Consider the following 15,645-nt stretch of genomic DNA (forward strand, 5'->3'; position numbering starts at 1 on the left):
ATGGAGGGGCTGTCGGTTGGTGTGGGGTAGTAACGTCTGTTCAATGTTTGTCGTCGACCACTGTCACCGGCGATTCATGAGCCAGGTTCACATTGCCGTCATAGATCACTTCCATCCCTTCGGTCAGTCCGTCGGTGATTATATATTCGTTCATGTTTTCAAGTCCGGTGGTGACATAGTTCCATAAGGCTTTGCCGTTGCTGTGGACAAATACCACCTGCTTGCCGGTGCGGAGCACTACTGCCGACTTGGGCACTACAAGGGCGTTTTCAAGATCGCGCTTCACGCTCATTTTCACATTCATGCCGTCAAACAGTCCGGAGCCTTTGACGGAGGCGCGCACCGTCACGAGGCCGTCGTCATTGACCACCGGATTGATCTCGCTCACAGTCCCTTCTGAGGTTTCGCCCGTGGAGAATGAGGTGACAGTCACACGGTCGCCCTGACGTATCACTGACAGTTCGCTCTCAAGTATCTTGAACTCGACATCCATGCCGCCCGATGCCACGATGCGGCAGAACGGCTGGGAGTTGTCAGGCCGGTTGTGGACTTTCTGAAACAGGTTGGCCACTACGCCGTCGAACGGTGCCTTCAGAGTGGCGTCTTCCAGTTCGCGGCGCGTCTGCTGCAATACGGTTTCGGCCTTGTCGAGGCCGCTTCGCAGCCTGGCGAGTTTCATCACCTCAGCAGGCACTTCGCCGGGCTTTTCCGGATCGTATCCCTGACCGATCAGCACATCTGCCAGTTCCAGCCGTGCGGTTTCAAGGTCGTTGAGGTTCTGGGTCAGGGTGTTTTCAAGTTTGAATTTGTCGAGCGAGGCTATTGGCTGCCCTTTCCTGACGTGTTGGCCGTTCTTCACCATTATGCGGTCGATCACGGCATCGGACGATGCGAAACTGAGGTCGGCGAAGTCGTGTGCGCTGACTTTGCCGTTGCTCACGGTTTCATGACTGAACATCTTTGGTGTGAGTTTCAGGGTCTTGACTTCCGCTATTTTCGAGGGAAGCACGGTCGCTACGCTGTCGGTATCGTGTTCTGAACTGTCGGAGGCATTTCCGCAGCTGCTGAAGCCTATTCCGAACATTGTGCAGGCTATTGATGCGGCTAATGTCAGTCGTTTCATTACAGTCTATGGTATTCTGATTGGTGTCTGATATAATTGACGATAAATTTAGTAAAAAAGTTACAGTGCGCAGGTTTTTTTAACTTTTTTTGAGGGATGTTGTTCGTAGTGGGCATCTGGCAATGATATGGCAAGACGGTGTGGCACATACTGTTGATGGTATCCGTGCCCACCGTCTTGTCTATGGCGGTTCTTTCCGTAAAGCCGGGGTTATTTCAGATTCTGCCGTGCTTGTTCGAGATAGGATTTCATCGCGTCATGGTCGTGACGCTCTACGATCTCTTTCAGTGTGGCCAGACGCTCTACGATCTGGTCGAGCTGTGAGGGGGTGTTGGGGTTGAACAGTATCTCGCTCAGCAGGAAGTCGTCCTCCGACATCAGACCGCGTGCTATGGCCATATGGCGCTTGAAGGTCGTGCCGGGGGCATCCTGATGTTTCATGACCGACGCGAATACGAGCGTCGACGCGAACGGGATCGATAGAGAGTAGGCTATCGTGCGGTCATGCTCTTCGAAGGTGTACTCCTCGATATGCAGCCCGAGCTGTCCGTATAGATCCTTGAAAAACACACGTCCGAGATGATCGCCTTCCGATATGATGATGGCGTTTTCGTCGGCGAGATTGCTCAGCGACGCGAATGTGGGGCCGAACATCGGGTGGGTGGAAACGAACGGATGTCCGCCCCCGGCATAGAATTCCGGCAGTCCGGTCTTCACCGAAGAGATGTCGGAAAGTATGCAGGAGCGGTCGATATGGGGCAGCACGGCCTTGAATGCGTCGAGCGTGTATTTGACCGTGGCGGCATTGATCACCATTTCGGGGTGGAAACCGTCTATCTCGTCAAGGTCGCTGAACCGTTGCGCGTTGTAGGTGAACCGCAGTCGTTGAGGGTCGGGGTCGTAGACGGCCACCTCGTGGGTGAAAGAGAGCAGGTCGCTGAAAAACGACCCCATCTTGCCTACTCCCATTATAAGTATACGCATAGGGCAGTGGTCAGCGGGCACGATCGTTCAACACCTCTATCTGCTGGCGCACCGATTCGTCGTGGATGGCGAGCAGTATGGTGCGCATGAAGTTTTCGTCCATACCCATCTCCTGTCCGAGCGTCACGCGGGTGCGGATTATATCGTTGTAGCGGTTGGCCTGCACTACGGGCATACGGTGTTCCTTCTTGTACTGGCCTATCTCGCGCGACACTCTCATGCGCTTTGCAAGAGTTTCGAGCAGGTCGTTGTCGATCTGGTCGATCTGCTGGCGCAGAAGAGTCAGGTTTTCTGTCGACTGGCGTGAGTCGCGCACCACGAGGGTGTTGAGTATGAAGTTGAGAATCTCGGGCGTAACCTGTTGCGAGGCGTCGCTCCATGCCTTGTCGGGATCGCAGTGGCTCTCTATGATCAGACCGTTGAAACCCATGTCGAGCGACTGCTGCGAGAGGGGGGCTATCAGTTCGCGCTTGCCTCCGATATGCGAGGGGTCGACGATGATCGGCAGCGAGGGAAACCGCAGGCGCAGCTCTGTCGGGATATGCCATTGCGGCATATTGCGGTAGAGATGCTTGCCGTAGGTGCTGAAGCCGCGGTGGATGGCTCCCAGACGTCTGATGCCGGCGTTGTAGATGCGCTGCAGGGCGCCGATCCATAGTTCGAGATCCGGATTCACCGGGTTTTTGACGAGCACGGCCACATCGGTGCGTCCCGACTCCTGAAGTGTGTCGGCGATCTCTTGCATGGCGAAGGGGTTGGCCGAGGTGCGTGCGCCGATCCACAGCAGATCCACTCCGGCAGCAAGGGCGTCGTTGACATGCTGGCGGGTGGCCACTTCGGTGGCTGTGTACATGCCGGTCGTTTCCTTGACTTTTTTGAGCCATTCGAGTCCCGGAGCGCCGACGCCTTCGAAGCCGCCGGGCTTGGTGCGGGGTTTCCATATTCCGGCACGGAATATCTTGATGCCGTTGGCGGCGAGTTCAGCCGCGGTGGAGAGCACTTGTTCTTCGGTTTCTGCACTGCAGGGGCCGGCTATGACGAGTGGTCTGTCAGGGTCTATCCCCTTGAAGATGATAGGTTGCAGGTCTTCCATCGGTTTCTGACGTTTTTTGTGTATGTTTTAATATGTTTGGATTTGTCTGTCTGACGATTGTCTGATGCGGGCGAGTGCCTCGCGGAGTTTCTCTTCGGTGGCGCAGAGCGATATGCGTATGTAGCGGTCGCCGTTGCTTCCGAATATGAAGCCGGGGGTGACGAACACCCGCGACTCGTAAAGCGCACGGTCGGCCACGGCCTCGCTGCCGCTCTCACTGTCGGCTATGCGCCCCCACAGAAACAGTCCGCGCTGCGTCGGGTCGAATGTGCATCCCAGGGCTGTCATCACCTCCTCGGCCACGGCACGTCTACGTGCATACGTGGCGTTGAGCGTATCGTACCATGATTTGTCGGCCTCAAGCCCTTTGACAGCTGCCAGCATCATGGGCCGGAACTGTCCGCTGTCGATGTTCGACTTCACTTTGAGTATCCACTCGATCATAGTGGGATTGGAGGCCAGCATTCCCATGCGCCATCCGGCCATGTTGTGGCTTTTGCTCATTGAGTTTAGCTCTATGGCCACATCCTTGGCTCCCTCGATCTGCAGCAGGCTTGTGGGGTTTTCGTTGAGGATTAAGCTGTAAGGGTTGTCGTGGGCTATCACTATGCCATGACGTCGGCCGAAATCCACTATCCGTTGCAGAAGTTCGGGAGTGGCCTGAGTGCCGGTGGGCATGTGGGGATAGTTGACCCACATCAGTTTTATGCGTTCGAGCGGCATTTTTTCGAGCTGGTCGAAGTCGGGAAGCCAGCCGTTTTCCTCGGTGAGATCGTAGTTGAACACTTCGGCCTGCGCCAGACGGCTCACCGACGTGTAGGTGGGATATCCCGGATTGGGCACAAGCACGCCGTCGCCCGGATTGAGCAGAGCAAGCGAGACATGGAGTATTCCCTCCTTGCTTCCTATCAGCGGCAGGATCTCTTTTGATGGATCCAGCTCCACGCCATACCAGCGCCGGTAGAAGTCGGCGTAGGCTTGGCGCAGCGCGGGGAGTCCGGTGTAGGATTGATAGCTGTGGTTGCCTTCCTTGCGTGTCTCTTCACACAGGGTGTCGATCACTTCGTCGGCCGGCATGCGGTCAGGGCCGCCGATACCGAGCGATATGATGTCGCGGCCTTCGGCATTGAGGCGCGCCACCTCGCGCAGCTTCTTGGAGAAGTAGTATTCTTTCACCTCGCTTACCCTGGAGGCTGGTTGTATCTCTTTTTTCATGATTCTGGATGTGTTTGGAAGCTGTCAGATTTCATTTTTGCATTCCTTGTATTCGCCGAGCACTCTGAAGTCGTTGAGCAGAGGGCGCACTGCGTCGAGTGCCTGGCGGTAGCGCACGAAGGAGTCAAACGTAAGGTCGATATAGAATCTGTATTCCCATTCGCGGCCTATTATGGGCATCGACTGGATTTTCGAAAGGTTCATGTCGTAGAACGAGAAAATTGTCAGCACCTTCGACAACGCCCCGTGGGTATGGGGGAGGGTGAATACGATTGACGATTTGTCGAGCTGTTCCTCCTTCGGTTTGAGCTCCGGAGCCATCAGAGGATCGGCGAGTATCAGGAAGCGCGTGAAATTGCGCTTGTTTGTTTCGATTCCGCGGGCAAGTATTTCGAGTCCGTAGAGTTCGGCGGCCAGTTCGCCGCACACGGCCGCGTGTCCGCGCAGGTCATGCATGGCTATGTCCTTGGCGCTTCCGGCTGTGTCGAGTTTCTCCACAATGCGCAGATTCGGATGCCGGCGCAGATACTGTTCGCACTGCATCAATGCCATCGGATGGGAGTTGACTTCGGTCAGCGAGTCGATCGGCTGGCCTGGCAATGCGGCAAGCACATGGGAGATTCTCATCTTGTGTTCGCCGACGATCGTCAGATTGCTTTTGCGCAGCAGTTCGTGGTTCTGGAGCAGGGCGCCGGCAATGGTGTTTTCAATCGCGAGTATGCCGATAAGGGATGCATCGGTGTCGAGTGTCTCGAACATTGCCTGGAATGTGTCGCAAGGCACTGTGTCGATCTCTGTCGGTGCGAAGTAGGCTCTTGCCGCTGCATCGTGGTAGCAGCCTGCCACTCCCTGTATGGTCACTTTGGGTTTCATTGCGTATGTGTGGGATGGTCAAAATAAAAATCCCGTCGTCATCTTGTGGCGCCGGGATTTGTTATGTTTCATTCAATTTTCGTTGCAGTCGTTGATTCAGGCATGCGAAATCCCGTTTTTATTTTTGGTAAAATAAAAATACGAATAATAATATGCGCTAAATCGTGTCATGCGTTATCTGTTGTTTTCAATGCAAATGTAGGTATTATTTCTGAAATGTAGCAATAAACCCCGAAAAAATTTCAGATTATTTTATTTTTGAATGAAATCGTATCGGATAGTATCTGGCACGACGTCGGATTACGTACGATTTGCTGAACGAATTCCGAAGTCAATGCCCGGCCACCATTCTGATCGCTTCCTGTGGAGTGACGAGGGTCTGTTCGCCGTTGGCCATCGATTTCAGAGTGAGTTTGCCCTGCTTCATCTCTTCTTCGCCTACGAGTGCCACGTAAGGAATGGATTTGGCGTTGGCATACGTCATCTGCTTCTTCATCTTGGCTACGTCAGGATAAATCTCGCAGGCTATGCCCCCTTCGCGCATGGTCTTCATCATGGCCATGGCCGCTGAGGCCTCCTGATCTCCGAAATTGGCAAACATCACTTCGGTCGACGATGTGGCCTCGGCCGGATACAGGTCGAGCTGGTTGAGCACGTCGTAGATGCGGTCGGCGCCGAACGATATGCCTACACCCGATAGCCCGGGCATACCAAACACTCCGGTGAGGTTGTCATAACGGCCTCCGCCGGTGATCGATCCTATCTCCACGTCGCGGGCCTTCACTTCGATGATAGTGCCGGTGTAGTAGTTAAGTCCGCGTGCAAGCGATGAATCGAGTTCCACTTCGGCACGCATCCCGAGATTTTCGGCTCCGTTTATGACGGTCTGCAGCTCGGCTACTCCGAGCAGTCCGGTCTCATTGCCCGCGAGGATCTCTTTGAGTGCGTTCAGACGTGTCTTTGTGTCGCCGCCGATGGCAAGCACCGGCTCAAGGCGAGCTATGGCATCGTCGGTCAGTCCGCGCTCTGTAAGTTCCTCCTTAACTTTGTCAAGTCCTATTTTGTCGATCTTGTCGATGGCCACGGTGATGTCGGTGAGCTTATCCGGGGCTCCGATCATCTCGGCTATTCCGGCCAATACTTTGCGGTTGTTGAGCTTTATGGTGATCCGTATGCCCAGACGAGCAAACACTTCGTCGATAATCTGCAACAGTTCTATCTCGTTGATCAGCGAGTCGCTGCCCACCACGTCGGCGTCACACTGGTAGAACTCACGGTAGCGTCCTTTCTGCGGACGGTCGGCACGCCATACGGGCTGGATCTGGAAACGCTTGAACGGCATCGTCAGTTCGTCGCGGTGCTGCACCACAAAGCGTGCGAACGGCACCGTCAGGTCATAACGCAGTCCTTTTTCGCTCACCTTCGGCGTCAGATGCACGTAGTCGCCGGAGTCGATCATCGTGCGGTCGGCGCCGCGCAGCCAGTCGCCCGAATTGAGGATTTTGAAGAGCAGCTTGTCGCCCTCTTCGCCATATTTGCCCATGAGGGTCGAAAGATTCTCCATGGCCGGAGTTTCGATCTGGTTGAATCCGTAGAGTCTGAATACACTGCGGATCGTGTCGAAGATATAGTTGCGGCGGGCCATCTCTTCGTGTCCGAAGTCGCGGGTGCCCTTGGGTATGGATGGTTTCTGTGCCATTGCTGTCGTTTATTTTCTGATCGCCTCAAGTGCGGCGGTGATTGTGGCTATCTTTGCTTCGGCGTCGGCCAGCTTCTTGCGCTCGCCCTCTACCACAGCGGCCGGGGCGTTGTTGACAAAGCGTTCGTTGCCGAGTTTCTTCTCTACGCTGACTTTGAAGCCCTGATAATATTTGAGGTCTTTTTCGAGTTTGGCCGTTTCGGCTTCTACGTCGATGGAGTCGAGCAGCGGCACATTGATTTCCGTCAGCCCTACCATGAATGTGGCTGCAGCCGGATCTTTGGTAGCGTTGTGGTTGACGGCCGAGGCGTTGGCGAGTTTCATCACCGGAGCATCGACAGCCTTGTCCCAAGAGCCGATTATGTTGACGGTAAGAGGCTCCTTGTTGGGGATGTTTTTCTCGGCGCGGATGTTGCGCAGGCCATTGACTGCCGCCTTGACGGTTTCCATCAGCCGGGCTTCGTGAGGATGACGGTCGGCCGGCAGCTCTATCTGCGCATACATGATCGACTCGCCGTCGCGACGCTCTGTGAGATGCTGCCACAGCTCTTCGGTTATAAAGGGCATGAATGGGTGGAGCAGACGCAGCAGAGAGTCGAATATGCCGAGGGTCTCATTGTATGTGGTGCTGTCCGACGGAGAGCCATAGGCCGGTTTTACCATTTCGAGATACCATGACGAGAAGTCGTCCCAGAACAGGCGGTAGGCTTCGCGAAGGGCTTCCGATATGCGGAATTTGCTGAAGAGGTCGGCGATCTCCTCGGTCGATTGTGCCAGACGCTCTTTCATCCATGATATGGCGAAACGTGCAGCTTCGGGCTGCGTGGCCTCAGCGCTGACCTCCCAGCCTTTGACCAGACGGAAGGCGTTCCACATCTTGTTGCAGAAGTTACGTCCGGTTTCGCAGAGTTTGGTGTCGAATAGTATATCGTTTCCGGCAGGTGCGCAGAGCATGATTCCCACGCGTACTCCGTCGGCGCCGTAGTCGGCTATCAGCTTGAGAGCGTCGGGGGAGTTGCCGAGCTGCTTCGACATCTTGCGGCCTATTTCGTCGCGGACTATGCCGGTGAAGTACACGTTGCGGAACGGTTCCTTGCCTGCGAATCCGTAGCCTGCCATGATCATGCGGGCCACCCAGAAGAATATGATGTCGGGGCCTGTCACCAGATCGGTGGTAGGGTAATAGTAGCGCATCTCCTCATTGTCGGGATCGAGGATGCCGTTGAAGAGTGTGATAGGCCAGAGCCACGACGAGAACCAGGTGTCGAGGCCGTCCTCCTCCTGACGCAGGTCGGCGGCGGTGAGCGACGGATCTTTCTCGCATGCGAGCTTCAGAGCCTCGTCGGCATCCATGGCCACTACAAACGAGCCGTCAGGCAGATACCATGCAGGAATACGGTGACCCCACCATAGCTGACGCGAGATACACCAGTCGTGGATCTCGGCCATCCAGTGGTCAAAGGTGTTTTTGAATTTTTCGGGAATGAATCGTACGGTGTCGCTGTCGACAGCCCCTACGGCCGGACGAGCCAGCTCGTCCATGCGCAGAAACCACTGGTTGCTCAGGCGAGGCTCGGCGACGGTATCGGCGTTGCGCTCCGAATATCCGACCTTGTTTTCGTAATTTTCTACCTTCTCGATCAGACCCGCTTCGGCGAGATCCTTGGCTATCTGTTCGCGCACGGCAAAGCGGTCCATGCCTATGTACATGCCGGCAGCCTCGCTGATGGTGGCGTCGTCGTTGAATATGTCGATCGTGTCAAGGTTGTGTTTCTGGCCGAGCATGTAGTCGTTGACATCATGGGCCGGGGTGACTTTCAGGCAGCCTGTGCCGAACTCCATGTCGACATAATCGTCCTCGATCACGGGTATCTCACGGCCAACCAGAGGCACGATCACACGCTTGCCCTTGAGATGGGCGTTTTTGGGATCGTCGGGATTGATACACATGGCTGTGTCGCCCATAATGGTTTCCGGACGGGTGGTGGCTACAACGGCATACCTGTCCTCGCCGACTATATAATAGCGCAGATAGTAGAGCTTGCTGTGCTCCTCTTTATAGATCACTTCAATGTCGCTCAGAGCGGTCTTGGCCTTGGGATCCCAGTTGACCATCCGCTTGCCGCGGTAGATAAGCCCGCGGCGGTAAAGATCGACAAATACCTTTGTGACACTTTTCGACCGCAGATCGTCCATGGTGAAGGCGGTGCGGCTCCAGTCGCACGAGGCTCCGAGCTTGCGCAGCTGCTGCAGGATGATGCCTCCATACTGGTGAGTCCAGTCCCACGCGTGTTTCAGAAACTCCTCGCGTGTGAGATCGCTCTTCTGGATTCCCTTTTCGGCAAGCTTGGCCACGACTTTGGCCTCTGTGGCTATCGAAGCATGGTCGGTGCCGGGCACCCACAGGGCGTTTTTGCCCGTCATGCGGGCGCGGCGCACGAGTATGTCCTGTATCGTGTTGTTGAGCATGTGGCCCATGTGGAGCACGCCTGTGACATTGGGCGGCGGGATAACGATCGTATAGGGTTCGCGCGCGTCGGGAGTGCTCTTGAAGAGGTCGTGACGCATCCAGTAGTCATACCATTTGTCTTCAACCTCCGAAGGGTTGTATTTGGTGGCAAGCTCGTTCATTTTGTGCGTATGGTTGGTTTCTGTATTTGCTTGATTGTTGATGTCGGAAGTGCAAAATTACGCAATATTCCCCCGCCGAGCAAATCTTTTCCCCCGCAAAACCGCAGGTTATAGACCGCCGCCCACCGATGTACACACCTCAACACTGCGCCATGGCACGGATCAGAGCGAGGCTACGGCTTCGTCGAGGCTTTCCGACAGCAGCCGCCTGAAATCGCGGCTATGGGCGTTGCGGGTGTCCATATCGGCTATCGCTTTTTCCAGCCGTGGCAGGAAAATCGAAAGCATCCCTCCGCGGTCGGCTTGCCTGACAGTGTCGGCCACAAGACGACCGACACTGTGTTGTGTCGTGTCCTTGACCCAGTTGACGCTGCCTGTGAGACAAAACTGTTCGACGGTGTAGGTCATAGCCTCGGCCACATGCTCGGCGCCGGGATTGAGCGATTCGATATCTTTTATGAATCGTCTGATGCGTGTCGTTCGCGGACGTGCCCGCCCCCGCGATGTCCGGCCGGCCTCTTTGGCTATCAGCGACTTTGTCTTGGCCATTTTTTTGTCTATATCGGGATTGATGTAGAAATCAAGATACTCCTTGGCCTCGCTTCGGGCCTCGTAGAGATCGGTTATTAGCTCGGTGAGCTGTTGGGCGGACATTCCGGCCAAAACTTTTTTCAGTGCGGTTTTCGACATATCCGCAAAGTTACACATTTTTAGACAATCTCTATGAGAGTGTTTGAATTTCACTTCTATTCACTCAAAGAGGATTTTCGGAGAGATTCGCGTGAGTTGATGAGGGAGCGATGCGGGCATCGTGACCGATGAAACTTGACGCGAATCGCCCGAAAAGACCTTTGAGGGGATGGAAAGAAGTCCCTATATATTTCTTCGTGTTAAATTCAAACATACTCTTAATGACTGCTGCCGTAGTTTCAGCAGAGGATGATTACACAGCGCGGTAAAAAATAGTAGAGGCGCTGTGCCAAAATCCGACATTTCGACACAGCGCCTTTGAGGTGCATACGTTTGGCCAAGTGCGTTGTCATAGCGGCCCGGATGAGCCGTTATGACATGTATCCTTGATCAGTTGTAGCCTTTGTTCTGCACATACAGTCCGGGAACATAATAAAGCTGGTTGTAGGGGATCGGATAGAATTCGTTTTTGCCTGCGGTGTAGTGGGCATCCTGATAATACTGTCCGTATCTGGTGTCATTATACACCGAGTTTTTTTCAGACTCAAAATATGCGTTCAGCACAGTGGATGCTATGCCCCATCGGCGCAGATCGAAGTAGCGGCTGCTTTCCATGGCCATTTCGAGGCGTCGCTCCCAGCGCAGGCATTCGCGTGCGGTTTCCTTGCTGGCGAAATATGAAGACGGATAGGGAGATATTTCGCAATACTCGCTGGCATATGCTATGTGCTTGTCGATCGAGTTGGCTGCGCGCTGGCGTATGTCGTTGATGATTTCGCGGGCTTCCGGCAGACGTCCAAGCTCTATCAGCACCTCGGCCCGCATGAGCATCACGTCGGTGTAGCGTATCACGTAGTCATTCATCGCAAAAGCCTGCCATGAACCCTCGAAAGTTTCTCCGGCGCTACGCTGCGGCACTTCTTTGAGCGAAGTGTAGTAGCCATAGGTGTTCGGCGTTCGGGAGTTGTCGAGCGTCATGATGTACTCATCCTCGTATTTGTAGGGAAATGTTGGCATTCCGACCGTGTGGAACAGGCGCGGATCCCATTTCTGGGTGGATGGTATGCCGTTGACCGGATAGATGTCGGTGTCATTGAACGAGTCGAACATCGGCAGACCGTTCTGTGTCTTGAACGCATTGACCAGATTCTGCGACGGTTTGTGGAAGTCCCAGCCACACGACCACATGCCCCAGCAGCCGTTAAGGGTATTCGACCAGTTGGCGCGGCCAAAACGAGTGTTGTCGTCAGTATATTGCGAGGTCTGCACAGCAAACACGGATTCCTTGCTGTTCTTGTATTCCGGAAGGAATATGTCGCCGAAATCCTCAAGATACCCATAGCGGGAGTTCTTTACGATCTCGGTGTATTCCACCACTTTGTTCATGTATTCCGCGTTTATGAATCCGGTGCCGGTAGTAGCCTCGTATCCGTCGCCCCAGGCAAGAGTCAGATAGCATTTGGCGAGATATGCCGCCGCGGCCACCTTGTTGGCGCGTCCGCCGCCATCCTCCGCTTCGAGGGGAAGACCTTCGAAAGCCAGCTCGAACTCGCCGATCACCTTCCCCATCAGTTCCTGATAGGTGAATTCATTGTTTTTTATCTGTTCGTGTGTGCTCTGTTCGAACACGGCTTTGTCGATCCATGGCACCTGACGGAACATGGTGACGAGCTTGAAGTAGCTGTGGCCGCGCAGGAAATGGATCTCCGCCTCACGCCGGGCTGCTGTCGCTCCGCCGAGTTTCTCTATGCCGTATTGTTCCAGCGCTGTAAGTGCTCGGTTGCATCGCGATATGTTGCAGTAAAGACGATACCACAGTTCGTCGAGCTCGCCGGGAGTGGAAGTGAGTGTCGACCAGATCTCCATGGGATGATAGCCGGTGTCGGTTGTGCCGCCGCCACCTTTGAGGCAGTCATCAGATCCGAGATCGCCATAAGGCCACAGATTGAAGGGATAGGAATACCAGCAGTCGCCAAGCGAGGCATAGGCTGCGTTCACCATTTTGTCTGGCTGGGAATATGCGAGTTCTCCGTCGATGACTCCTGTCGGTGGAACGTCAATGAAATCGTTGCACGCCGAAAATGTCGGCAGGATAGCTGACAGAAGTAAGTATTTTATTGCTTTCATTATTAGGATGTTGTTGCAGGATTAGAAATCAAGTTGGAGTCCGAATGAAACGGATGTCGGTATAGGATACGCCCAATTGGGATTTTCCGGATCGGAGCAGGTGAGCGAACGGCTCTTGATTGTCAGCAGATTCTGTCCTGAAACATATACACGAGCCTTGTTCATGCGGAGTTTCGAAAGAAGCTTGTCTGGCAGACTGTAACCGAGCTGGAGCGTGCGGAGTTTTGCGTATGAGCCGTTTTCCACGAAGTAGGATGATGCGCGGCCTTCATCGCCTTTATTGTTGGTGGTCAGCATCGGGATGGTCGACGAGGTGTTGACGTCAGGAAGCCATGCGCCAAGCAGGCGACTGCCCTTGTTGCTTCCGGCATCGGTCACGCTCCAGAAGTCGTTCTGAAACTTCTGGTTGTTGTAGACGTCCTGCCCCAACACACCTTGCCAGAACATCTGGAAGTCGAAATTCTTGTATCCGAGTTCGACATTCAGGCCGAATGACAGATCCGGCACGGGATTGAATATCCAGGTCTGGTCATCGGGGGTGATACGTCCGTCGCCATTGAGATCGGCATATTTCATCCCTCCCATGCGCGCATTGTCCTGTCCCGATGCCGAGGCCTCTTGCTGTGTCTGGAACAGACCGTCGAACACATAGCCCGTCATCGAGCCGTAAGGCTGTCGCGACTCCACGAGGTTTTCGCTGGTAGTGTGGGCATACGAGCCGGTAGTTGTGGAGGGAAGATATGTGACGCGGTTGCGGAAGAAGTCAAGATTGAGCGATGTCCTGTAGGAAAGACCGCAGTTCAGCTCGTCACGCCATCCTGTCTGGAATTCCATGCCCCAGTTGCGCAGCGACGGGCCGTTAAGCCATGATGCGCCTCCTTCACCCATGGCGCCGAGATAGGCCGGTGTTATGAGCATGTCTTTTACATCCTTGATGTATGCGTCGACCGTTCCGAACAGTCGGTTTCCAAACAAGCTGTAGTCAATTCCGGCGTTGTATTGTATCGTCGTTTCCCATTTCAGATTGTCGTTGGCGGTCTGGCTGGCAACATATCCTGAAGGGAAAATGCCGCTTTGCTGAAGCAGGAGGTCGTAGGCGGTCGATGTGACGCGGTCATTGCCGTAATCGGTCACGTAGAGTGCGTAGCGGGCAGTGTTGGATATAGCCTGATTGCCGGTCTTGCCCCATGACAGACGTATCTTCAGGTCATTGAGCCACGATTTTCTGATGTTTTCCGAAATACGGTAGCCGAGTGTGGCCGCCGGGAAAGTTCCGTAGCGGTTGTTGCGGCCGAAGCGCGACGATCCGTCGCGGCGTATGGTGAATGATGCCAGCAGAAGATTGCGCCAGTTGTAGTCGGCTTTGCCGAAATATGACACAAGGGCGTAGGCCGACTTGTTGCCGGTCGATTTCTCCACGCCTACCGATGCGTCGGGATACATATAGTCGGGGGTCTCGATGTCATAGTCTTCGTTATAGCCCGAAAAGTCGATGCGGCTCTGGCGGAACATCTCCATGCCGGCCAGAAGGGTCAGCGTATGGTCGTTGGCCAGAGTGAGGCTGTAGTTGGCCGTATTGGTCCAGGTCCACTTGGAGTCATTGGCCTGCGAGAGGGTTGTCGAATTGGTGTCGTTGTTGACAATATCGCTGTGGAAGGTATAATTGTATGAGTGTATAAAGGCCGCATCATAGTCGAGGCCGAAGTTGCTGCGCAGTGTCAGTCCTTTGACGGGTCTGATGTCGATGAATGCGTTGCCGAATAGCCTCCATATATTGAGGGCGTTGTCTTTGTTGAAAGCAAGTTCGCGCAAGGGGTTCTGTCGGTCTGCCATGCTGCCTACCGGACCGGCATAAGTAGTGCCGTCGGTTTCGAACACCGGTACTGTCGTTGGCATTTTCAGGGCGTTTTCCATCGGCTGGCAGTCGACCTGCTTGGTGTGTGTGAGAGTGAAGTTCTCACCTACCGACACTGCCTTGCTGACATTGAAAGTGGAGTTTACACGAGCCGCGATATTCTCGAAGTCGGTATATTTCAGTATACCGTCATTCTTTTTATACCCCATGGAGAAAAACACCGTGCTCTTGTCTGTGGCCGATGAGACCGATGCGTCATAACTTTGGGAAAAGCCTGTACGGGAAATCTCGTCGAGCCAGTCGGTGTTCGACATCATCATGGTGCGCCGGGAGTTGATATATCCGTCATACAGGCCGTTGACCGTATAATCCACATATCTGTTGCTGGCGATGTCATAGATCCTGACTGGATATCCCGACGGAGCATGGAGGTCAAGGCCGTAGCTCGAAGCATACGCTGCAGGATCGATGCCGTCGTTCATAGCCGCCTGAGCCATTGCGGTGGCATATCCGGGAGTGTCAAGCAGCTTCATTGTTGACTGAGATGAATAGAACTGTGCAGTGAGATTCGCGGAGAAGCTCACATTGATCTTGTTGCCTTGCGATGCTTTGCCACGTTTGGTGGTGATGATTATAACACCGTTGGCGGCACGAGAGCCATAGATCGATGCAGAAGCAGCATCCTTCAGCACCTGCATGCTTTCGATATCGTTCATGTTGAGTGAGTTCAGTGTCGCTGTGGTAGGAACCCCGTCAATCACAAACAGCGGATCCTGTGAGGCATTGAACGAACCAATGCCGCGGATACGCACAGAGCCGGTGCCGCTCGGCGAACCGTTGCCGGTTATCGTCATGCCCGGCACCTTACCCTGAAGGGCACGCATTGGATCTGTGTCTGACGACGTTTCAAGCGATTTGGTGGAAACGACCGATACGGCGCCGGTAAGATCGGCTTTTTTTACAGTCTGGTAACCGACCACAACCACTTCGTCGAGCGACTCGATATTCTCTTCAAGATGGATCGTCATGTCGGCAGAGGCTTTGACATGGGTTGTGTTGAAGCCCACATACGATATTTTCAGGAGAGCTCCTCCAGGAACCGAAATCTCAAACTTGCCGTCAATGTCTGTGACGGCCGAGGTTTTGTTGGCCTCGCAGAAGATAGACGCTCCGACAAGCGGTTCGTCATCGGTTTCTGAAAGCACTGTTCCTCTCACAGCAATGTTCTGTGCCTGTGCCATGATTGCCATCAGCAACGGCAATACTGCACCGAGAATTGTTCTTTTCATCTATGATTGGTTTTTGAGTTTGTTGTGAATTTTGCTGCAAATGTAGCCCTATGCGCCATGGACAGC

At 54.3% G+C, this 15,645-nt stretch carries 10 protein-coding genes; all 10 read right to left on the bottom strand.

Annotated elements, in window-relative coordinates; all coding sequences use genetic code 11:
- Positions 1-40: 40 nt before the first annotated feature.
- Positions 41-1,123, bottom strand: coding sequence for an efflux RND transporter periplasmic adaptor subunit (locus NF347_RS04250; RefSeq protein WP_237613032.1), 1,083 nt, complete (start codon positions 1,121-1,123; stop codon positions 41-43).
- A 210-nt stretch (positions 1,124-1,333) separates the two neighbouring features.
- Positions 1,334-2,107 carry a prephenate dehydrogenase gene (locus tag NF347_RS04255; protein ID WP_107036409.1) on the bottom strand — a complete coding sequence of 258 codons (774 nt, stop codon included), beginning with the start codon at positions 2,105-2,107 and terminating at the stop codon, positions 1,334-1,336.
- Between the two features lie 10 nt (positions 2,108-2,117).
- Complete coding sequence (locus tag NF347_RS04260; protein ID WP_107036408.1) at positions 2,118-3,200, bottom strand: bifunctional 3-deoxy-7-phosphoheptulonate synthase/chorismate mutase type II; 1,083 nt, start codon at positions 3,198-3,200, stop codon at positions 2,118-2,120.
- Positions 3,201-3,227: 27 nt separating this feature from the next.
- The gene (locus NF347_RS04265; protein ID WP_107036407.1) at positions 3,228-4,415 is read right to left on the bottom strand and encodes a pyridoxal phosphate-dependent aminotransferase; all 1,188 of its coding nucleotides are present in this window, start codon (positions 4,413-4,415) and stop codon (positions 3,228-3,230) included.
- Between the two features lie 24 nt (positions 4,416-4,439).
- Positions 4,440-5,288 carry a prephenate dehydratase gene (locus NF347_RS04270; protein WP_107036406.1) on the bottom strand — a complete coding sequence of 283 codons (849 nt, stop codon included), beginning with the start codon at positions 5,286-5,288 and terminating at the stop codon, positions 4,440-4,442.
- Positions 5,289-5,619: 331 nt separating this feature from the next.
- Positions 5,620-6,987: a histidine--tRNA ligase gene (hisS, locus tag NF347_RS04275; protein ID WP_107036405.1), complete on the bottom strand. Its 1,368-nt coding sequence runs from the start codon at positions 6,985-6,987 to the stop codon at positions 5,620-5,622.
- Positions 6,988-6,996: 9 nt separating this feature from the next.
- Positions 6,997-9,618, bottom strand: a complete 2,622-nt coding sequence (locus NF347_RS04280) for a valine--tRNA ligase (RefSeq protein WP_107036404.1) — start codon at positions 9,616-9,618, stop codon at positions 6,997-6,999.
- 162 nt (positions 9,619-9,780) lie between these two features.
- The gene (locus NF347_RS04285; protein ID WP_107036403.1) at positions 9,781-10,308 is read right to left on the bottom strand and encodes a DUF6155 family protein; all 528 of its coding nucleotides are present in this window, start codon (positions 10,306-10,308) and stop codon (positions 9,781-9,783) included.
- Between the two features lie 390 nt (positions 10,309-10,698).
- The gene (locus NF347_RS04290; RefSeq protein ID WP_107036402.1) at positions 10,699-12,435 is read right to left on the bottom strand and encodes a RagB/SusD family nutrient uptake outer membrane protein; all 1,737 of its coding nucleotides are present in this window, start codon (positions 12,433-12,435) and stop codon (positions 10,699-10,701) included.
- A gap of 21 nt (positions 12,436-12,456) precedes the next feature.
- Entirely contained in the window at positions 12,457-15,579 is a 3,123-nt protein-coding gene (locus NF347_RS04295) for a SusC/RagA family TonB-linked outer membrane protein (RefSeq protein ID WP_107036401.1), read from the bottom strand.
- Positions 15,580-15,645: the final 66 nt, after the last annotated feature.

Source organism: Paramuribaculum intestinale (genome assembly GCF_030759015.1).
GTDB lineage: Bacteria > Bacteroidota > Bacteroidia > Bacteroidales > Muribaculaceae > Paramuribaculum > Paramuribaculum intestinale.

Excerpts from the sequence above, each read along its gene's own strand:
- NF347_RS04250 (WP_237613032.1), bottom strand. The coding sequence starts at position 1,123 with ATGAAACGACTGACATTAGCCGCATCAATAGCCTGCACAATGTTCGGA.
- NF347_RS04255 (WP_107036409.1), bottom strand. The coding sequence starts at position 2,107 with ATGCGTATACTTATAATGGGAGTAGGCAAGATGGGGTCGTTTTTCAGC.
- NF347_RS04260 (WP_107036408.1), bottom strand. The coding sequence starts at position 3,200 with ATGGAAGACCTGCAACCTATCATCTTCAAGGGGATAGACCCTGACAGA.
- NF347_RS04265 (WP_107036407.1), bottom strand. The coding sequence starts at position 4,415 with ATGAAAAAAGAGATACAACCAGCCTCCAGGGTAAGCGAGGTGAAAGAA.
- NF347_RS04270 (WP_107036406.1), bottom strand. The coding sequence starts at position 5,288 with ATGAAACCCAAAGTGACCATACAGGGAGTGGCAGGCTGCTACCACGAT.
- hisS (WP_107036405.1), bottom strand. The coding sequence starts at position 6,987 with ATGGCACAGAAACCATCCATACCCAAGGGCACCCGCGACTTCGGACAC.
- NF347_RS04280 (WP_107036404.1), bottom strand. The coding sequence starts at position 9,618 with ATGAACGAGCTTGCCACCAAATACAACCCTTCGGAGGTTGAAGACAAA.
- NF347_RS04285 (WP_107036403.1), bottom strand. The coding sequence starts at position 10,308 with ATGTCGAAAACCGCACTGAAAAAAGTTTTGGCCGGAATGTCCGCCCAA.
- NF347_RS04290 (WP_107036402.1), bottom strand. The coding sequence starts at position 12,435 with ATGAAAGCAATAAAATACTTACTTCTGTCAGCTATCCTGCCGACATTT.
- NF347_RS04295 (WP_107036401.1), bottom strand. The coding sequence starts at position 15,579 with ATGAAAAGAACAATTCTCGGTGCAGTATTGCCGTTGCTGATGGCAATC.